The organism is Rhizobium tropici CIAT 899, assembly GCF_000330885.1.
GTDB lineage: Bacteria > Pseudomonadota > Alphaproteobacteria > Rhizobiales > Rhizobiaceae > Rhizobium > Rhizobium tropici.
In genome coordinates this window covers 1,662,528-1,682,048 of sequence record NC_020062.1, presented here as the reverse complement: position 1 = coordinate 1,682,048, position 19,521 = coordinate 1,662,528, and the positions used below count along the sequence as shown (strand labels likewise).

General features: G+C 60.2%; 18 protein-coding genes and 1 riboswitch. Of the genes, 7 read left to right on the top strand and 11 right to left on the bottom strand.

Annotation, left to right across the window (positions count from 1 at the left end; genetic code table 11):
- Positions 1 to 9: 9 nt before the first annotated feature.
- The 3 genes from RTCIAT899_RS29790 to RTCIAT899_RS29780 form a co-directional block, all read right to left on the bottom strand.
- Positions 10 to 1,350 carry an LLM class flavin-dependent oxidoreductase gene (locus RTCIAT899_RS29790; RefSeq protein WP_015343557.1) on the bottom strand — a complete coding sequence of 447 codons (1,341 nt, stop codon included), beginning with the start codon at positions 1,348 to 1,350 and terminating at the stop codon, positions 10 to 12.
- Positions 1,351 to 1,462: 112 nt separating this feature from the next.
- A complete protein-coding gene (locus tag RTCIAT899_RS29785) occupies positions 1,463 to 2,404 on the bottom strand; it encodes a LysR family transcriptional regulator (RefSeq protein ID WP_015343556.1) in 942 nt (313 codons plus the stop codon).
- Positions 2,401 to 3,144: a UTRA domain-containing protein gene (locus tag RTCIAT899_RS29780; protein ID WP_041678475.1), complete on the bottom strand. Its 744-nt coding sequence runs from the start codon at positions 3,142 to 3,144 to the stop codon at positions 2,401 to 2,403. Before RTCIAT899_RS29780 ends, RTCIAT899_RS29785 begins: the two co-directional genes overlap by 4 nt.
- Positions 3,145 to 3,374: 230 nt before the next feature.
- On the opposite strand from RTCIAT899_RS29780, the gene RTCIAT899_RS29775 reads away from it, so the two are divergent.
- From RTCIAT899_RS29775 to RTCIAT899_RS29760, 4 genes are all read left to right on the top strand, one after another.
- Positions 3,375 to 4,202: a transporter substrate-binding domain-containing protein gene (locus RTCIAT899_RS29775; protein ID WP_015343554.1), complete on the top strand. Its 828-nt coding sequence runs from the start codon at positions 3,375 to 3,377 to the stop codon at positions 4,200 to 4,202.
- Between the two features lie 97 nt (positions 4,203 to 4,299).
- Positions 4,300 to 4,941 (top strand): amino acid ABC transporter permease, encoded by a 642-nt coding sequence (locus tag RTCIAT899_RS29770; RefSeq protein ID WP_015343553.1) that lies wholly within the window; start codon positions 4,300 to 4,302, stop codon positions 4,939 to 4,941.
- Positions 4,938 to 5,606, top strand: a complete 669-nt coding sequence (locus RTCIAT899_RS29765) for an amino acid ABC transporter permease (RefSeq protein ID WP_015343552.1) — start codon at positions 4,938 to 4,940, stop codon at positions 5,604 to 5,606. Before RTCIAT899_RS29770 ends, RTCIAT899_RS29765 begins: the two co-directional genes overlap by 4 nt.
- Complete coding sequence (locus RTCIAT899_RS29760; RefSeq protein WP_015343551.1) at positions 5,603 to 6,394, top strand: amino acid ABC transporter ATP-binding protein; 792 nt, start codon at positions 5,603 to 5,605, stop codon at positions 6,392 to 6,394. Before RTCIAT899_RS29765 ends, RTCIAT899_RS29760 begins: the two co-directional genes overlap by 4 nt.
- Before the next feature lie 222 nt (positions 6,395 to 6,616).
- Here RTCIAT899_RS29760 and atzF read toward each other — a convergent pair whose 3' ends face one another.
- From atzF to RTCIAT899_RS29720, 8 genes are all read right to left on the bottom strand, one after another.
- Positions 6,617 to 8,428 (bottom strand): allophanate hydrolase, encoded by a 1,812-nt coding sequence (gene atzF, locus RTCIAT899_RS29755; RefSeq protein WP_015343550.1) that lies wholly within the window; start codon positions 8,426 to 8,428, stop codon positions 6,617 to 6,619.
- Entirely contained in the window at positions 8,428 to 11,964 is a 3,537-nt protein-coding gene (uca, locus tag RTCIAT899_RS29750; protein WP_015343549.1) for an urea carboxylase, read from the bottom strand. The genes atzF and uca overlap by 1 nt, the downstream gene beginning before the upstream one ends.
- A 1-nt stretch (position 11,965) precedes the next feature.
- On the bottom strand, positions 11,966 to 12,616 hold the full coding sequence (locus tag RTCIAT899_RS29745; protein WP_015343548.1) for an urea amidolyase associated protein UAAP2: 651 nt from the start codon (positions 12,614 to 12,616) through the stop codon (positions 11,966 to 11,968).
- A gap of 15 nt (positions 12,617 to 12,631) precedes the next feature.
- A complete protein-coding gene (locus tag RTCIAT899_RS29740) occupies positions 12,632 to 13,450 on the bottom strand; it encodes an urea amidolyase associated protein UAAP1 (protein WP_015343547.1) in 819 nt (272 codons plus the stop codon).
- Between the two features lie 2 nt (positions 13,451 to 13,452).
- Positions 13,453 to 14,274: an ABC transporter ATP-binding protein gene (locus tag RTCIAT899_RS29735; protein WP_015343546.1), complete on the bottom strand. Its 822-nt coding sequence runs from the start codon at positions 14,272 to 14,274 to the stop codon at positions 13,453 to 13,455.
- On the bottom strand, positions 14,271 to 15,089 hold the full coding sequence (locus tag RTCIAT899_RS29730) for an ABC transporter permease (RefSeq protein WP_015343545.1): 819 nt from the start codon (positions 15,087 to 15,089) through the stop codon (positions 14,271 to 14,273). Before RTCIAT899_RS29730 ends, RTCIAT899_RS29735 begins: the two co-directional genes overlap by 4 nt.
- 53 nt (positions 15,090 to 15,142) lie before the next feature.
- The gene (locus RTCIAT899_RS29725) at positions 15,143 to 16,216 is read right to left on the bottom strand and encodes a putative urea ABC transporter substrate-binding protein (protein ID WP_015343544.1); all 1,074 of its coding nucleotides are present in this window, start codon (positions 16,214 to 16,216) and stop codon (positions 15,143 to 15,145) included.
- Between the two features lie 74 nt (positions 16,217 to 16,290).
- Positions 16,291 to 16,404: riboswitch (guanidine-I (ykkC/yxkD leader) on the bottom strand.
- Between the two features lie 159 nt (positions 16,405 to 16,563).
- The gene (locus RTCIAT899_RS29720) at positions 16,564 to 17,463 is read right to left on the bottom strand and encodes a LysR substrate-binding domain-containing protein (protein ID WP_015343543.1); all 900 of its coding nucleotides are present in this window, start codon (positions 17,461 to 17,463) and stop codon (positions 16,564 to 16,566) included.
- A 110-nt stretch (positions 17,464 to 17,573) separates the two neighbouring features.
- Here RTCIAT899_RS29720 and RTCIAT899_RS29715 point away from each other — a divergent pair, with 110 nt between their 5' ends.
- From RTCIAT899_RS29715 to csgH, 3 genes are all read left to right on the top strand, one after another.
- Complete coding sequence (locus tag RTCIAT899_RS29715) at positions 17,574 to 18,326, top strand: SDR family NAD(P)-dependent oxidoreductase (RefSeq protein WP_015343542.1); 753 nt, start codon at positions 17,574 to 17,576, stop codon at positions 18,324 to 18,326.
- Between the two features lie 262 nt (positions 18,327 to 18,588).
- Positions 18,589 to 19,026, top strand: a complete 438-nt coding sequence (locus RTCIAT899_RS29710) for a curlin associated (protein WP_015343541.1) — start codon at positions 18,589 to 18,591, stop codon at positions 19,024 to 19,026.
- A 69-nt stretch (positions 19,027 to 19,095) separates the two neighbouring features.
- A complete protein-coding gene (gene csgH, locus RTCIAT899_RS29705; protein ID WP_015343540.1) occupies positions 19,096 to 19,494 on the top strand; it encodes a curli-like amyloid fiber formation chaperone CsgH in 399 nt (132 codons plus the stop codon).
- Positions 19,495 to 19,521: the final 27 nt, after the last annotated feature.

Below are 19,521 nucleotides of genomic sequence, written 5' to 3'. Positions count from 1 at the left end.
GACCGGCCCTCAGCTCTTGGCAAAACGGTTTGCCGGCGTTGAAATGCCGAGGTTTTCGCGCAGGGTCCTGCCTTCATATTCCTCGCGGAACAGTCCACGGCGGCGAAGCTCCGGCAGGACGAGCCGCACGAAATCGTCGAGGCTGGACGGCAAGGTCGGAAACATCAGGATAAAGCCGTCGGCGGCTCGCGTCTCGAACCACTCTTCCATGTAGTCGGCGATCTGGGTCGGCGTGCCCGTTATGCCATTGCCGGTGTGCTTCTCGGCATAGTGCCGGATCAGTTCGCCGACCGTGTGCCCGTTCTTGACGAAATCGACCAGTTCGTCGAACAACGCGCGCGATCCTTTTGGCGCCGCCGGCAGCCGCTCCATCGGGAAAGGCGCATCGAGAGCCACGCCGCGCAGGTCCGCTTCCAGGAATTCGGAGAGCATCAACCGCCCGACATCGGGATGCATCTTGTCGATCAGATAGTCCACCTTCGCCTTTGCCTCGGCCTCGGTTTCACCGACATTGACAACGATGCCCGGCATGATTTTCAGATCGTCTCTATCGCGGCCATAGGCCGCCATCCGGCTTTTGACATTGTCGTAGAAGGACCGGTTTCGCTCGATGTTCGATGCGAGGCTGAAGACGATCTCGGCGGTGCGTGCCGCCATATCCATTCCGGGTTCAGAACCGCCCGCCTGGGCGATGATAGGACGGCCTTGTGGCGTTCGCGCGATATTGAGGGGGCCGCGAACCTGAAAGTGCTTGCCCTTGTGGTTGAGCGTGTGGTGCTTGTCCTTGTCATAGTAGACGCCGGATTCGCGATTGAGAAGGAGTGCGCCTTCCTCAAAGCTGTCCCAAAGGCCAAAGACGACGTCGACGAACTCGTTGCCGCGCTCGTAGCGCAGCGCGTGCGGATCCAGCCCCTCGCGATTGAAGTTGTAGCCGGTTTCGTCATGGTCTGACGTGACGACGTTCCAGCAGGCGCGGCCCTTGCTCAGATGGTCGATCGAGGCAAACAGACGGGCTACATTGTAGGGCTCATAGTAGCTTGTCGAGACTGTCGCCACGAGACCGAGATCGTTGGTCGTGACCGCGAGTGCCGAGAGCAGCGACAGGGGCTCGAAGCGATTCATCTTTGTGGGAATACGGGCGAGTGCGTTCGGATCGCCGACGGCAGCTGCCGGAGAATCGGCCATGAACATGAAATCGAATTTCGCCGCCTCGGATCGTTTGGCGACATCGAGCAGATGCGCGAAGTCGTTGGCGCCGTTGACATTGCTTGCCGGATGCAGCCAGGAGGCTGGATGAAAGCCGAACGTATAGACGAAAGTTCCGAGTTTCATCTTGTCGGTCCGTGCCATCGAATTCTCCCTTTATGTCGGCCACGCCCTCGTTTTGGAGGCGGATGCGCAAAATTATCGCCAGGCGCAAAATTTCATCAATATCGTGCAGCTGAGTTCCGTTTTAGTTTTTCTAAAATGTTGATCCGCGCGCCGACATCAGGCCCTGCTGCCGGGAAATGGCGACGAGCCAATCGCGAAACTGGCGCCCGTACGGTTTTTCCAAGGCGGCCCGGTCCCAGGCGAGAAAGTAGCTTTCGCGCAGGGGAATGCGTATGTCGACGGGAATGACGAGCGTCTGCGCCTCCAGCTCATCTGCGATCATCGACATCTGTGCGAGAACGATGCCGCGCTTGTTGACGGCAGCGTCGATCGCGCTGCTCGACAAGGTAAAGGAAAGGCCGGCGGCGGTTTCCTCGAGTGCCGCTCCCGTCTTCGCGGCGAATTCAAGCCAGCTTGGATAGGGCGTGAAATGCCGCTCCCATTCGACATGCAGGAGCGGATATTGAAGAAGTTGCGTCGCAGAAGGCGCTTTGCCCTTGATCAGGGCCGGCGAGCAGGCGGGAACCACCCAATCGCGAAACAGCTCGGTATAATGTTCATGCTGCAGTACGTCCGATCCGTAGCTGATACGGAAATCGATGTCGTCGAAGCCCATGCGCGGTTCCTTGTCGCGACCGACGATCCTGACATGCGCATTGGGATGAAGGGTCTGCCAGTCGAAGATCCGGCGCCCGATCCATTTGTTGACGACGGAAGATAGCGCGCTGAGAACCAGGGCATTCTCGTTGCGAGCCCGTTCCAGGATCTGTTCCGCGGCTGCGAATTGTTCGAATCCTTTCGATATTTCCAGATGATAGAGCCGTCCCCATTGGGTGAGCTCCACTGTGCGACCATTGCGTTCGAGCAAGGTGACGCCGAGAAAGCTTTCGATCTTGCGGATCTGCTGACTGATCGCTCCGGGCGAAACCTTCAGCTCCAAGGCTGCGGCGCTCACGCTGCCGCAACGGCCGACGGCTTCGAAAGCCTGCAAGCCTTTGAGCGGAACTGTCCTGCTGATCCGCTTCTCGTTCAAGAGACGCCTCCCTGCGACTGTTGACCGGCAACAGCTCTCTCATTCGGATAAAAGTCGCCGGCAAACTGGAAACGATCGCCGGGATGGATGAACTCGACATAGGTGACCGTGCGGCTGCTCTGCCATGTCTGGCGAATGAGCGTCAGGCAGGCTTCGCCGCGTTCGGTCTCAAGCAAACGAGCCGTCGCGGCATCGGCCGAGACGGCTCGAATGACATGCCGAGCTTTCGACCACGGCACCATGTCCAGCAACCATTTGCCTGGTGGTACCGAAGCGAAACTCTCGGTTCTTGCTGATGGCACCAGGTCCAGCATGATGATGCGCCGCTCAAGCGCATTCGCCTTGCCGTCGACCGCATGCAGGCAGTGGAGCCGCAGGATTTCCGCCCCCACGGTTTCGCCAAGCCGTATCGCAGTGGCAGAATCGAGCCTTTCGACTTTCCGCATCAGCATCGTGTGGCTATGTTCGTGTCCCGCCAACTCCGCTTCTGTGGAGATGTCCTGGATGTCCATGACCGTGCGGTCGATTTGCCGCGAAGCGACAAAGGAGCCGAGCTTGCGACGACGTATGATCATGCCACGCTCAGCAAGGGTCGAAAGTGCCTTGTTCACGGTCATCCGAGAGCATCGATACTCTTTAAGCAGCTCATGTTCGACGGGTATTCGGTACCCCGGCGGCCAGATGCCGCTCACGATCCTGCTTTCGATATCCTTCAGAATTTTCTGATGAATTGGGACCAACGCTCGCCTTGCTCCGGCAATGAATTCAATGTCCGTGAAAACCGCTTCTGCCAGATCCATCGGGCATCATACGGCATAATTCTTGCGTTCGTTATGTTTTGTGTTTGACAGTGTAGGCGAGGCTGTATCTATTTGTATAGACAAAAAAGGTCATAGAAATCGGCCTGACGGGACAATGCTTGGGGAACCTGAACCTTCCGAAGGAAGGATACAAAACTGGAGAGAAAGACATGACGAAGAATTCGCTTCTGAAGGGATTGGTTGGCGCCGCACTTTTGTTTGGCGCAACGATTTCGGCCCATGCGGCTGACACGCTTGCCGCGGTCAAGGCCGCCGGCACCCTGAAGGTCGGCACCGAGACAGCCTTCGCCCCGTTCGATTTCATCGATGCAGGCAAGCATGTCGGCTTGAACGTCGACCTCTTCGATGAGATCGGCAAGGAGTTGGGCGTGAAGATCGAATGGGTCACGCTTCCATGGGACGGCGTTTTCCCAGCGCTTGAAGCCGGCAAGTTCGACGTCGTTGCTGGCCCGGCGACGATCACCAAGAAGCGCATGGAGCGCTATCGCTTCACGCCGCCTTTGGCCGAAGCGACCATCGCGATCCTGAAAAAGGCCGGTGACAAGACGATCAGCAAGCCGGAAGACATCGCCGGCAAGAAGATCGGCGTCGGCAAGGCAACAGCGCAGCTCGATCAGCTGAAGGAGTTTTCCGAAACCCTGCCGACCAAGGTCGATATCCGCGAATATCCAGCCTTTACGGAATCCTACGCCGACCTTGCGGCTGGCCGTATCGCCGGCGTTGCCAACTCGCTGCCGAACATTGCGTTCGTCGCCAAACAGCGTGAAGGCACGTTCGAAGTCGTGCTGCCGCCCTTCGGCAAGAAGTCCTATTTCGGCTTCATCGGCCTGAAGGACGCCGATCATGCACCGTTGATGGACGCCATCGATGCAGCCATGCTGAAGATCAAGGCTGACGGCCGCATGGCGACGTTGCAGAAGAAATGGTTCGGCGCAAGCTTCGATACTCCTGACGCCGTCAAGGACCCGGCATTCTGATCAGCCCTCGGAAACCGGTCGTGCCCACTTTGTTGTCGGGCACGGCTGACTGCCGAGATCTCAGCTTCCTGGTCACCACGCGGGCGAATACTCAACAATGTCCATCGAGCTCTTTGGATTGCTTGTGCAGGCATCCATCTACACGGTGACGATCAGCTTTGTGTCGATCTTTATCGGTTTTGCAATTGCGATCCTGATTTCGGGAATGTTGCTGACGGGGCGTAGCCTTTTCGTGCGACCTGCCCAGTTTTTCATCAGCTTTTTTCGCGGCGTGCCGCTGCTGGTGCAGTTGCTGCTGATCTACAATCTGCTCCCGGCCGTCGGCCTCAACGTGCCAAGCATCGTTGCCGCCATCATCGGCCTGTCGCTCTGCACGGCTGCCTACCAGGCAGAGAACCTGCGCGGCGGCTTTGCCAGCGTGCCTCTTGGCCTTGTTGAGTCGGCGGAGATGGTTGGCCTGACGCCGCGCCAGATCTTTCGCCGCATCAAGGTTCCGATCGCGCTGCGGCTAACCTTTCCAGCTCTCGTCAATGAGGCGATCCTTATTCTGAAGGCGTCGTCGCTGGTCTCCGTTGTCGGTATCGTCGAACTGACCCGTATGGCCCAGGATCTTGCCGGCAGCACCTTCCTGCCACTGCAGATCTTCGCCTCGGCCGGCCTTATCTATCTCGTGATCAACTGGGTGGTCGCGCTTGCTGGCGGCCTGATCGAAAGCAGATTGCCGGGGGTAGCGCGATGACCTTCGACATCAACGTCCTGATCGGGCAGTGGCCCGCCATCCTCAGCGGTGCTGGCGTAACGATCATGATCTGGATTATAGGCACCATTGCCGCAGCCATTATCGGTTTCCTGATGGCGGTGGCCCGGCAGTATGGCGGCATACTGGTCGACAAGGTGCTGGGTGCCATCGTGGCGGTGCTGCGCGGCACGCCGTTTCTTATCCAGATCTTCCTCGTCTATTATGGCGGCCCTTTCATCGGCCTCGAGCTCGATCCAGTGCCTGCCGGACTGATCGGCATTTCGATCTATGGCGCAGCCTATTTCAGCGAAATCTTTCGTTCCGGATTTCGGGCCGTGCCGAAAGGCCATATCGAAGCTGGCGAATGCGTCGGCTTGACGCGCGGGCAGATCATCAGGCGCATTCTCCTGCCGGAGATGACGATGCTGGTGCTGCCGCCCTGCGTGAACATGACCGTCATCCTGATGAAGGAGACGGCGGTCCTCTCCATCATCACCGTACCGGAATTGACGGCGACGCTCAGTGCGATCGGATCGCAGCAATATGCCTTCGTCGAGGCGCTTTCGGCCCTGGCGCTCTTCTACTGGGTGCTCGTCGAAGTCACCGGCTGGCTTGGCAACCTTGCCGAAACGAAACTTTCCAGATTCAGGTTTTTCAACGCATGAGCGTCCCCGCTATAGAAGTCAGGAATCTCGTCAAGACGTTCGGAGAGACGACGGTCCTTCACGGCATCGATCTTGCTATCGAGCCGGGGCAGGTCTCCTGCCTCATCGGTCCATCCGGTTCCGGCAAGAGCACGCTCTTGCGATGCATGGCTTTTCTTGAAGAGGCGACGCGCGGGACGATCTCCATCAACGGCGAGGTCCTTGGCTTTGCCGAGGATTCTCAAGGGCGCCGTGAACGTATCTCTGCAGCTACCAATCGTTCGATCCGCGCCCAGATCGGCATGGTGTTCCAGCAATTCAATCTTTGGCCGCATATGACGGCGCTCGGCAATGTCAGCGAGGCATTGAAGATGGTTCACAAGATGAACCGAAAGCAAGCCGAGGATGCGGCCATGGTGCAACTCGTCAAGGTCGGGCTCGAAGCCAGAGCAGGGCACTATCCATCACAGCTTTCAGGTGGCCAGCAGCAACGCGTGGCGATCGCCCGCGCCCTCGCTTTGAAGCCGAAGATCATGCTGTTTGATGAGCCGACCTCATCGCTCGATCCGGAACTGACCGGCGAGGTCTTGAACGTCATGCGCGACCTGGCAGCCGAAGGCATGACGATGGTTGTCGTTTCGCACGAAATCGGTTTCGCTGCGACCGTCGGCCAGCAGATCATCTTTCTCGATCACGGCAAGGTGCTGTTTAGCGGGCCGCCCCAAGAAGTGTTCAAGAAGCCGAGAAATCCTCGTCTCGAGCAATTCCTCGATACCTATCTCGACCGTGGTGCGTCGATGTTGCTCTGATGCTGATGTGGTGACCGGAGTGAGTGCAATCATCTCGTATGACGACACTCACTCGTAGGCGTTTTCCCTTCGGCATCGGTGAACCCGCCCCGTACAAAGTATTTATTGGTCTCCGAGGCTGCTTTGCTGTGCATGGCTGCCAATTGCCTGGGTTCTCGCGATCAGGCCATGAAGGACGATCTGCAATGCCCGCAGGAGTATCTCTCTCATCTCGCATCTCCTTTAAGCCGAGGCATTCGCGGCGCGAATGAAATTTCGCCAGCCGCCAAACCCGGTGATATCCCTGGCGCCGGCTGTGGCATGGGCTTCACAGAGGAATCCGGAAACATGGCTGCCGTCCTCAAGCAGGATCTTGCCGATCCCCAGCGGGGCGGGAATATTCTGGACGAAGTGGGCAAATGCGGCCGGCGGTAACGCCCATACCTCGACTTCGATACCGTTGCCGGCAAAGTTTGGATCGCGCACCAAACCGGGCTTTGGCGGCACTGTCCCGGGCAGGGCGAAAAGCCGGTAACTGCCGTCCGTTCGGCCCGCCTTTATTCTGTATCCGCCTTTTCCGATGAGCTCGTGGTTGAGCGGCATACCGGTCAGATGCGCGCCGACAACGACGATCGGAACGACGTCAGCGGCTTCGGGTGTCACGCGGCTTCTGTCCGGCAGTGCCGCCTTGCGATCTTTGCCCATCCCACTATTTGCCGCGCGATGCATGGCATCGGCGAAAGGCGCCAAAGCATCGTCGGTAAAGGCCGGCCCGACGAGCATGACACCGGCAGGCAGATGGCCGTCGCCGTCGAAGCCTGCGGGTATGGCGATCGCTGCGCAATCAAGCAGGTTGGCGAAATTGGTATAACGGCCGAAATGGCTGTTCCTGACGATCGGATCGGCCTGCATTTCCTCGACAGTGTAGGTCGTCGGGGATGTCGGCAGCATGAGGAAATCGACCTTCTCCCATTCCGCCTTCGTCTTTTGCCGCAATGCCTCCAGCCTGTACTTGCCTTCGAAGGCGGCGACCGCGTCGTAGCCTTTCGCGCCCTCGATGATGGTTCTGACCGTTGGATCGAAATCGCCGGCATTGCTTGCGAGGAAATCCTTGACCGCCGCCAGGCGCTCGGCAACCCAGGGGCCGCTGTAGAGCAGTTCGGCGGCCTGCCGGAAAGGGGTGTAGTCGAAAGGCACTATCTCCGCGCCGAGCGATCTCGCCCTGTCGATGGCGGCATTGTAGAGGGCTTCGACTTGGCTGTTGCCATAGAATTCGCGCTCGGCTCCGTCCAGCACGCCGACGCGAGGGCGCACCGACGGCAAGCTTGCTTGAGCTGCGTCCCTTGAGAACGGATCTCGTGCGTCATAGCCGTCCATGATCCGGCGAACGGCGATGCCATCACCGACGGTTGCGGCGAACACCGTTATGACGTCGACGCTGCGGCAAGCCGGCACTACGCCGACATTGGGAACGAGGCCCGGCGTCGGCTTTATGCCGACGAGATTATTGAAAGCAGCCGGCACCCGGCCGGAGCCAGCCGTATCGGTTCCGAGCGAGAAGCTGGCAAGACCAGCGGCTACGGCAACGGCCGAACCGGAACTGGAACCGCCGGAGACATAGGCGCGATCGAAAACGGAGCGGGGTGCACCATGGGGCGAGCGCGTGCCGTTGAGGCCCGTTGCGAATTGATCGAGGTTGGTCTTGCCGATGACGATGGCGCCGGCAGCCCTCAGACGCGCTATCACCGCCGCGTCCTCCTCAGGATGATAGGCAAAGGCCGGGCAGGCGGCCGTCGTCGGCAGGCCTGCGACATCGATATTGTCCTTGACTGCAAAAGGTATGCCCCAGAGCGGCAGGCTATTGGGCTCCGGTGCCGTCGCCAGCAATTCCGTCGCCGCAGCTCGCAACGCCTCCGGAGATGTCGGCGTGATGAAGATTGCTGGATCGTCCGATGCCTTGCATCTCGTAATGATCTCCTCCACGAGGTCGAGCGGCGATAGACCTGCTCCATAAGCCTCTTTCAACGAGGTTAGATCGAGGATAGTGGGCAGCATCAGATTTCCTCCAGAATGACGAGAACGTCGCCGGCCTTGACGTTGCGCCCCGGCGCGGCGCGGAGATCGCGGACGCGTCCCGCGGCATGGGCGGTGACGTTGATTTCCATTTTCATCGACTCGATGATGGCCAAAGTATCGCCGGCTGCAACTGGCTGGCCTTCCTCGACGAGTATCTTCCAGACATTGCCGGGCACGGCGCTTTCGATGCCGAAGCAACCTTCCGGTATATCTCCGGCAAGGGCAGAGCCTGCCTCTTCGTCAACGGAAAAGCTGTCGAGCCCCAGCTCCTTCCAGCGTTGCCGTTCCGCCTCGAAGGCTGCCTGCTGCCTGGACTTGAAGGCGCTGATTGCAGCGACCTCGCGCGCGAGGTCGGCCTCGTAGGCAGCGTAGGAGAATTCCGTCTCCTCGATCTTGATCGGATAGCCGCCGTGCGGGAAGGCCGCACGCGCTTCATTGAGCTCCTCATGCGTAACGGGAAAGAAGCGGATCTGGTCGAAGAAATTGAGAAGCCACGGCTTGCCCTTGGCAAAGACCGGCGTTTGCCGCCAGCTGTTCCAGACCTGGATCGTGCGGCCGAAGAGCTGGTAGCCGCCCGGTCCCTCCATGCCATAGATGCACATATAGGCACCGCCGATGCCGACGGCGTTTTCCGGTGTCCAGGTGCGCGCCGGATTATACTTGGTGGTCACCAACCGATGGCGTGGATCGACCGGTGTGGCGACCGGAGCCCCGAGATAGACATCGCCAAGGCCGAGCACGAGATAGCTGGCATCGAAGACGATGTCGCGCACCGCCTGCTCGTCCGGCAGACCGTTGATGCGGCGGATGAACTCGATGTTAGAAGGGCACCATGGCGCATTGGGGCGCACGAGCTCCTGATATTTGCGCATAGCAAGCTCGGCCTGCGGATCGTTCCAGGAGAGCGGCAGGTGCACGATGCGGCTTGGGACTTTCACCTCATGCGCTGCCGGCAGCGTAGCCTCGATCTCCGTCAGCAGACCCAGTAGACGATTGCGGGTCAGCGTCGTCCCGTCATAGTGGATCTGCAGCGAGCGGATGCCGGGTGTCAGGTCGATGATCCCAGGCAGGCGCGCCTCGACGATTGCCTGCATCAGCAGATGCACGCGCAGGCGAAGCGCGATATCGAGTGTCATCGGCCCGTATTCGATGAGCAGATTGTCATCGCCCTGCCGGCGATAGACGACTGGCACCGGTCCGTCCCGGCTCTCGCCGACGATCGCCGATCCGGTCTCTTCGGGCGCACGGCGAACCGTTGGGCCGGCGATGGCGTCGTCCTTGCGCGCCACCGGATGAAAACGAATTTTGTCCCCCGGCTTGAATTGGCCCATCTTCCATTGCTCGTCACGCGCAAGGACGGCCGGGCATACGAAGCCGCCGAGGCTCGGTCCATCGGGACCGAGAATGATCGGCATATCGCCTGTGAAGTCGATCGCGCCGATCGCATAGGCGTTGTCGTGAAGGTTGGAGGGGTGAAGACCAGCCTCGCCGCCGTCGCTGCGTGCCCATTTGGGCGTAGGGCCGATCAGACGAACACCCGTGCGGGCGCTGTTGAAGTGCACTTCGTATTCGGTCGAAAATAGCGTTTCGATATCGTCGTCCAGAAAGAAGTCCGGCGCGCCGTGCGGCCCGTAGACGACGCCGACCTCCCAGGTGTGCGTGAGGGTTGCCGGCATGTCCGCAGGCTTGGCCTGAGGCTGCCGTGTCCGTGCCAGTCGCAGCACATGGCCGGTCTGGAGTGTACCGGTCGCATGGCCTCCGAATCGGCCGAGGCCGAAGGTTGCCCTGGAGCCGAGCATGAGCGGCGCGGCGAAACCGCCGGCAACGGCGAGATAGGAGCGCTGGCCCGGGCCTTCTATGGCGCCGATGGCAAGCGTCTGCCCTGCTTTTGCGATGACCGCCTCACCATGGGGTAATGGAACGCCATCGAGGGTCATCGGCATATGGGCGCCCGCAAGCGCGATCGTCACGTCGGAGAAGATCTTGAGCACCGGTCCCGAGACGGTCAGCTCCAGGGCCGCGGTCTCGTCGGCATTGCCGACCAGCCTGTTTGCCTGGCGGAACGAGCGCTCGTCCATCGGCCCGCTCGGCGGCACCCCGACGTGCCAGAGCCCCAGCCTGCCGGGAAGCTCTTGAATGCTCGATTGCGCCCCGGGCGCCACCACCTCGATGACGTCGGGCACGAAGGGAAAATCCTTGAGCGCCGTCGTCGCCACCTTGCCGCTGGCGAGCAGCTCCGATCCCGCGATCACCTTCAGATAATCGAGATTGGTTTCGATGCCGGAGATGGAGCTTTGCGCAAGTGCGGTTTTAAGTTTCTCGATCGCGGCCGGCCGGTCTTCGGCCGCAACGATCACCTTGGCAAGCATGGGATCGTAATAGGGTGTTACTTCAGTGCCGGTCTCGATCCAGCCGTCGACGCGCATGCCCTCCGGAAAGATAACTTCGGTCAAAAGGCCGGCACTCGGGCGGAAGCCGGCATGCGGCATCTCCGCGTAGATGCGCGCCTCGATCGCGGCACCCTTGGGAACAAGCCGGTCATTTCCTGTGATCACCTCTTCGCCGGCCGCCTGGCGGATCATCCACTCGACGAGATCGATGCCGTAGACGGCCTCCGTGACCGGATGTTCGACCTGAAGCCTCGTATTGACTTCAAGGAAGTAGAATTCCTCGCGTGCGGGGTCATAGATGAATTCGACCGTGCCGGCAGACCGATAGTGGGCTGAAGTGCCGAGTGCCACCGCCGCTGCGTGCAGACGTTGGCGCACGGAAGGCGAAAGATCGGGCGCGGGCGTTTCTTCGATCACCTTCTGATTCCGGCGCTGCAACGAGCAATCGCGCTCGCCAAGCGCGATCACATGGCCTTTGCCATCGCCGAAAATCTGCACCTCGACATGCCGCGCTCTCGATACGAAGCGCTCCAGATAGACACGGGCATCGCCAAAGCTTGCTTTTGCCGTGCGTTGCACGCTGTCGAAGGCGGTCTTGAGGCTCATGGCATCGTCGCAGAGCTGCATGCCGATGCCGCCACCGCCGGCCGTCGATTTCAGCATGACCGGATAGCCAATCTCCGCAGCGGCAGTAAGCGCCGCTTCGCTGGTTTCGACAAGGTCGCTGCCCGGAAGCAGCGGCACCCCGCTTGTGCGCGCCAATTCGCGCGCCGTGTGTTTGAGCCCGAAGGCGGCGATATTGTCCGGCGTCGGTCCGATGAAGACGATGCCTTCCTTTGCCAGCCGTTCGGCAAAGCCGATGTTTTCCGACAAGAAGCCATAGCCGGGATGCACCGCCTCGGCGCCGGTCGCCTTGCAGGCGGCAATAACGGCGTCGATGTTGAGATAGCTTTCCAAGGCCGGCGCCGAGCCGAGCCTGACGGCTTCGTCGGCCATCAGGGATGCCTTTGAGAAACGGTCTGCATCGGAATAGACGGCCACGGAGGCAATGCCCATGCGCCGCAGCGTTCCGATGATCCGCACCGCGATCTCGCCGCGATTGGCGATCAATACTTTCTTGAACATCTCAGGCCTCACCGTCCCATACGAGGACACGGATCGGCGTCGGGTCGAAGCCGTTGCAGGGATTGTTGATCTGCGGGCAATTGGAGATGACGAGGAGCACGTCCATTTCGGCCTTGAGCTCGACATAGTCGCCAGGAGCGGAGATACCGTCGACGATCGTCATCTCACCTGACGGTTCGATCGGCACGTTCATGAAGAAATTGATGTTGGGCACGACGTCGCGCTTGCCCATGCCGTGCTTTGAGACTTCCAGCACGAAATTGTCTCGGCAGGCGTGAAGATATTTCGTGCCGTGGCCGAAACGCACCGTGTTGCTCTCGCATGAGCAGGCGCCCGCCGATGTGTCATGACGGCCGCAGCTGTCGGCGGTCATCGTCAGCATGACGCGCCCCTCGTTGGAGATGATCCGGGTGCCTGCGGTGATATAGGCGGCGCCCTGTTCGCGCATCGTGTCCTGGTTGGAGTAGCGCTCGGAATAATCCCCGGCATTGTAGAACAGCGTGTCGATCGCTTGTTGGCCGTAGCTATCCTCGATGCGCAGCGTCTGGCCCTTGCGCACGATCGTCGAAAATGGCGCCTCGGCGGCAATGAAATGATCCTGCACCGCCTTGTCGAGCGTGCGGGACGGCGCGGTCTGAATGAAATCGCTCATGATCGTTCTCCCGGCTTAAAGATTGGCGAATGCATTGTTTTCAAAGCCGCGCACCGCTTCGGCGGTGGCCGTGCGGCATAGATCGTCTTCAGCGATCGGCTGGGCGGCAATGCGGGTCACGGTCACTGGTTTCGGCGCGTAATGCGGGTTTGGATCGAGCGGGTGAGGGCAGTTGGAAAAGCCGACGATCATGTCCATTTCGGCGCGAAGATGGATATAGTCGCCATCGTGCAGTAGTTCCGGCTTCCACGCGAACTTGCCGTCCGCATCGACCCGGATGGGCGCGAAAAGCGTCAGGGCGGCGGGAATATCGCGCCGATCCAAGCCTGCTTTCGTTGCGAGCAGGATGAAGTTATCGCGGCTGTTGCGCAGGCCTTGGCCATATTTTGCCTCGTTGGAGGCGGCGGTGGAGCCTCCCATCAGGCAATCATGGGCGCCGGACGAATCTTCCGTCACCGAGAACATGACGCGGCCCATGTCGGAAAAGATCACGCGGCCCTTCGACAGCGCCGTCGTCCATTGCACCTTGACCGTATCGACAAGGTTCAGCCGCTCGCTCGTCTCAGCCGCGTTCCAGGCAATCAGCGATATGGCGGAAAAGCCCTGCTCCTGCGCGATGCGCAGCGTCTCGCCCGTCTTGACACGCGTCGACCAGTACCAGCCGCCGGGCAGCGTCTCGCGGTGGAGGACAAGGGCCGGGTCGATGGGCGGGGCGGGAAGCGGGCTTGGCGCCGGCAATGCCTTCGGCGCGAATTCCAGCCCCTTCCTTTGATGGTCTTCATACCGCGCTCGATTGGCGGCGATTTCTTCCGGCGAACGTCTGAGGTGCTGCATGGCTAAATATCTCCCGATGGTGCCAGGTCGTCCCGGCGGTGCCCCAGGGAAGAGACCGGGCCGTCCCGGTCGGGGCCAAAGATCGAGGCTGCGCCGGCAATGCGCGGCGGCCAAATGGAAATGTCCTTGGTAATGGTGGCGCCGTAGCGCTCCTTCTCCTCCGGCCGGTCGCGGCGGCGCTCGAAGGCGACGACGCGGGTCGCAAGCGTGAAGGCCTCGCGCATGTCATGGGTCACCATGACCACGGTCATCTGCGTCTCGTGCCAGAGGCGCTTCATCAGCGTATGGATTTCGGCACGGATGCCCGGATCGAGCGCACCGAAGGGTTCGTCGAGCAGCAGCACTTTCGGCCGCATGATGAGCGCCTGGGCAAGCGCCAGGCGCTGCTGCATGCCGCCGGAAAGCTGGGCCGGATATTTGTTCTCGGCGCCGGCAAGACCGACTTCCGCAAGAAGCCCGCGCGCCTCCTCAATGGCGTTCCGGCGTGCCGAGCCGAACAACCTCGCCTTGTAGCGCGAAGCGGCGAGCTCCTTGCCGAGCAGCACGTTGCCGAGTGCTGTCAGATGCGGAAAGACCGAATAGCGCTGGAAGACCACGCCGCGATCGGCGCCGGGTTCCGCAGGCAGGGCCGCGCCATCAAGCAGGATCGTCCCGCGTGTCGGCTGCTCTTGCCCCAAAAGCATACGCAGAAAGGTGGACTTGCCGCAGCCGGAGGGCCCGACGAGCGCGACGAAGGCACGCGAGTCGACCGTCAGCGAGACATCCTCAAGCACGATCTGGTCGCCATATTCCTTCCAGACCTTCTCGATTTTGAGTTCGCTCATGCCTGCTTCTCCAGTTCGGACCAGGGGAAGACGGCAATGCGGATGCGATCGAGCAGGTAGTTCATAACGACAGCAAGCAGGGTGATCCAGACGACATAGGGAAAGATCACGTCCATCGAAAGGTAGCGGCGAACGAGGAAGATGCGGTAGCCGAGGCCGGAATCGGATGAGATCGCTTCGGCGGCGATCAGGAAAAGCCAGGCCGGGCCGAGCTGCAGCCTGAGGCAGGTTATCAGCCGAGGCAGGATCTGCGGCAGCACGACACGAAGGGCGATCTGCCAGGATGAGCCGCCAAGCGTCTCGGCCTTGACGATCTGTTCGCGCGGCAGTTCCAGCGCCTTCAGGGCCAGATCCCGGACCATCGTCGGTGCGACACCGATGACGATCAGGGCGATTTTGGAGGTTTCCCCAAGGCCCATGACGATGAAGAGGATGGGCAGCAATGCCAGCGGCGGGACCATGGAAATGACGGCGACGAAGGGCGAAAGAAGCGCTCTTAAATAGGGCAGCATGCCGATCAGCATGCCCAGGCAAAGCGCGATCGCCGTGGAGATGCCAAGGCCGGAGAGCAGCCGGACGAGGCTTGCCCCGGTATCGGACCACAGAAGGTAATCTCCCGTGCGCGGATCGGCGATGAAGGCCATGCGGTTGATGGCGTCGGTAAAGCCGGCGAAATTCGGAAGCAGCTTGTCATTGGCGTTTTCGGCAAGCCTTGAGGCAGAGCCGATCGCATAGGCAATGATGAGCAGCGCAAACGGCAAAAGCGTCAAGGCAAGCTGCGCACCGGGACTTGGCTTGGTATTGATCCAGCGCATGAAAGGCTCCGCGGAAAGGCTGGCGGCGCTGGCGCGCCGCCGTTCAAGGAAGCTTAGAGCGACCCGTCGGTGGCCGACTTCATGTAGGCTTCGGTGAAGCGAAGCTTGACGTTGTTGCCGTCGCCGAGGACCTTGCCGTCGGGCATTTCGATGCCGATGACATCGGCGGAAGGCGCGCCATTGCCGAGAAGCCCCTTCTGGAAGAGGAAGTTGCGCACCAGATCCATGGTCTTCGGCAGGTTCGGCGAGGCGGTGAAGGAAAGCGCGTCGGCGGGCTTGTCGAAAAGCCGGGTTGCGGCGAGCTGCGCCTCGAAGCCCTTGAGGTCGGTACCCGATGCCTTGCCCATGGCCTCGCGGGCAGCCTTGCCCTCCGGCGTGTCGGCCTTCGTCAGCGCGGCCGTTTCATACCAGATACCGGCGAGTGCCTTGCCGAAATTCGGGTTGTCCTTGAGCACATTGCTGTTGGCGACCATCAGGTCGATGATCTCGCCCGGGACCTGCGAACTGTCGAAGACTTTCTTGGCGCTGGGGTCCTCGAGAATGGTCGAAACCAGCGGGTTCCAGGTGACAACGGCCGAGACGTCAGGCGTCTTGTACGCTGCGACCATATCGGCATCCGAGGTGTTGACCACCTTCACGTCGCGTTCGCTGAGCTTGATGCTGTCGAGGGCGCGGGCAAGCAGATAGTGCGAAACGGAATATTCGACGAGGTTGACGTTCTGGCCCTTGATGTCGGCAAGGCTCGTCTTGTCCTTGAGGATGACGGCGTCATTGCCGTTCGAGAAGTCGCCGACGATGACGGCCGTCGTGTCGACACCGCCGGCAGCTGGAATCGACAGGCCGTCCATGTTGGTCAGCGTCACTGCATCGAAGGCACCGGCCGTATACTGGTTCATCGACTCGACATAGTCGTTGAACTGGGTGACCTCGATATTGATGCCGTATTTGTCGGCCCATTTCTTGACGATGCCGTGGTCGCTCGCATAGCCCCAGGGCATCCAGCCGACATAGATCGACCAGGCGACCTTGAAGCTGGTCTTCGGCGCAGCACTGGCGACGGAACCGAGCCCGAGGGCCAGCGAAACGGACAGGGCTGTGACGGAAAGGATTTTCGAAAAAGTCTGCATTGAAATTCCCCTTTTGCTTTTGTCAAAAAGGGATCGGCAAAGACCATCGCGCCGCCAATCCCTTGGCTTACGAGGTCTCCCGGGCTTTTATCCCGCCGTGCATCCGGTGGGATTTCTCCCCCAGCCGGTGGTGGCTCTCGGACCAGCCACGCTCCATGTGAAGCGCCGGAACCCTAGCCACCAACTCACCAAAACATGAAGCAAGCGGCGTGCCAGATCGTAACCTATTGATTTCGTTGCTGAGAGGGTGCCACGATTCTGGTGAAAAATTAAGCAACAGAAAAATTTGCATGAACAGTGTGCAGATTTAAAGGTGCGTTCGACTTGGCACAAGGCTGAGAATTGCCTTAGCGTACCAGTGCATCCTTGGGAAAACCGGCAGCGAGGCTATCGATGAAACTGCGGACGGCCGGCGGAAGACCGCGGCGCGTCGTGAACACAATATGGACCAATCCCTTCACTCCGCGCCAGCTCGGCAATACGCGCACGAGTTCGCCCTGATCGAGCGCCTGCCGGCAAGTGTGATCGGGCAACAATGCGATGCCCAGCCCTGCAAGCGCGGCTGCCCTCACGGCGGTAAAGTCGGCGCAGCCCATTCTCGGCTCATGGCGGAACATATGCGTCTGGCCCTCCTCCGTCTCGAGAAACCAATTGACCTCACTCTGGTCATCCGTCGTCGACAGCGTCGGTTGGGTCGGCAGGTCATCGAGGCTGCGGATGCGACTGGCGACCTGTGGGTTTGCGACGAGAATTCGGACCGAATTTCCGAGCGACCTCATGGTCAGCGACGCATCGCCATCGAGCGATGTTCGGACCCGGAGCGCGACATCGATCCGTTCCTCGATGAGGTTGACCGGGCGATCGATCGCGACGAGTTGCAGGCGCACCTTCGGATGCCGTGCCAGAAATTGCATCACAAGAGCGGAGATCGGTTCGACCAGTCCTGTCGGACAGCTCATGCGGATCAGGCCATGTGGTTCCGATTGAGCTTCAGCCACCAGGGCTTCGGCGCGCTCGGCTTCCGCCAGCATCGCCTTGCAGCGCTCATAGAAGGATTGGCCGATATCGGTCACCCGAAAGCGGCGGCTCGATCTTTCAATCAGCCGTACTCCGAGCCGCTCTTCCAGCCCCGCAACCCGCCGGCTTAGCTTCGACTTCGGCTCGCGCAGAGCTCGTCCCGCGGCAGCGAACCCGCCGTGGGCGACGACCTCGGCAAAGTAGAATAGATCGTTGAGGTCAGGTCGCATCGTCGTTCTCCATTTGGAACGATAAGTATCAAATTTGCCTGCTATTTGCAGCATCGTTCTGCTGGCATGTTCTTCTCAACGGCAACGAGCCGCAGCAAAGGAGTATGACAGTGAGCAGGAAATTCGAAAACAAGGTCGTGATTGTAACCGGCGGCACGAGCGGCATTGGCCTTGCCACCGCAAAAGCTTTCTCCCAGGAAGGAGCTGCGGTCTTCATCACGGGCCGGCGCAGGGAAGCGCTCGATGCTGCCATTCGGCAGATCGGCGGCCGTATCAAAGGTGTGCAGGCAGATATGGGCAAGCTTGTCGATATCGACCGCCTGTATGATGCTGTTCAGCAGGAGCATTCGCACATCGACGTGGTTTTTGCGAATGCCGGCGGCGGCGAGATGGTGCCTCTCGGCGCGATTACCGAAGAACACTATCAGAAGACATTCGACACCAACGTGAAGGGCACGCTCTTCACCGTTCAGAAGGCGCTGCCGCTCCTGCGCGATGGCGGTTCGATCGTCCTCACCTCGTCGATCACGAGCATCTCCGGCACGCCTGCCTTCAGCGTCTACTCGGCAACCAAGGCCGCCGTGCGTAATTTCGCCCGCAACTGGATCCTTGATCTCAAGGATCGCCACATTCGCGTCAATGCCGTCAGTCCCGGCGTCACCGAAACAGCCGGTCTCGATGAACTCTTCGGCAATGGTGAGAGCGCCGAGAACACGAAGAACTACCTCGCGAGCCTTATTCCCGCCGGCCGCATCGGGCAGCCCGAGGAGATCGCCAAGGCAGTCCTCTTCCTGGCATCCGAAGAGGCCTCCTTCATAAACGGCATCGAACTCTTCATCGACGGCGGTCAAGCCCAGATCTAAGGCATGATCGCAAGGAGAACGGCTACGTCAGACATCGCAACGATGCCTGATCAGTCTCCGGCCCGTTGAAGATGTTTTACATGCCTGAGTACGATCGTTGGAGCGGCGTTGCCACAGCATGGCGCGCTCGCTCCTCGACGATCCGGGCGCGGATTTCTGCGAATGAACGCTGTCTGAATGGTGCCTTCAGCTTCCGTTCCAAGGACAGGTTCTAGAAGAGAGACGTTCAACCGCGGTCCTATCCGCCTCAGGAGACATAGTCATGATCCGCACGTCTATCATTGCAACCGCACTCGCCGCTCTCGTTGGCATCACCGCCGCAGCCCCCGCCATGGCCAATGATGTGCGTATCGAACAATATGGCTGGTCGAACTCCGCAGGCGGTGCTCAGGAAGGATACGGAAACCGGATCAGAACCTATCAGAACGGTGGTTATAACCGGATCATCGGCCATCAATATGGTCGTCACAATCTCTCGGCGGTCGGTCAGGAAGGCAACGACAACTATGGCGCCACCTATCAGAACGGTAACCGCAACGTAGCCGGCATCGGTCAGTTCGGCTCCAACCATACAACCATCCTTACCCAGGACGGGAATGGCAACATCGCGGCCGGCGTACAGGTCGGTCATGGTTGCAGCGCCAATGTCAGCCAGGGCGGTAACGGCAATGTCGCGGCCTTCGTCCAGGCATGCCCTTAAGGCACGGACACGACTGCGCAACGACAAAGATACCAGGATACCAACAGCAGGCCGTCAGGAGGATGACCCATGGCAAATAACGTCAAATATCCGCGCCACCTGATGGCGATTCTAGCATTGGTCCTGCTTCCCGTCGGCACGGTAGCGGCCATGACTGCGGCCAATCAATCCGACGGGGCGCAGCTTTGCGAAATCAAGGCAACGCCTGGAGCAGGTATGGTGAGATTGGATGCGCTCGTCCACGCCGACAAGCATGTCGGCGGGACCTATACTTTCCATGTCGAAAAAGCCGGAAACGGTGGCAGCTCCGCGACCAACCAAAGCGGCGATTTCGATGCCAAGGGGGGACAGGCAGCAATCCTCAGTTCCGTTTCGCTCGACTCCAAAGGAACGGAATACAAGGCGACGCTGGATGTCGTGATCGGAAATAAGAGTTTCAGCTGCATAAAGCAGAGCGGCGACGACTGATCGGCCTACAGGTCCCGCAAATTCCCT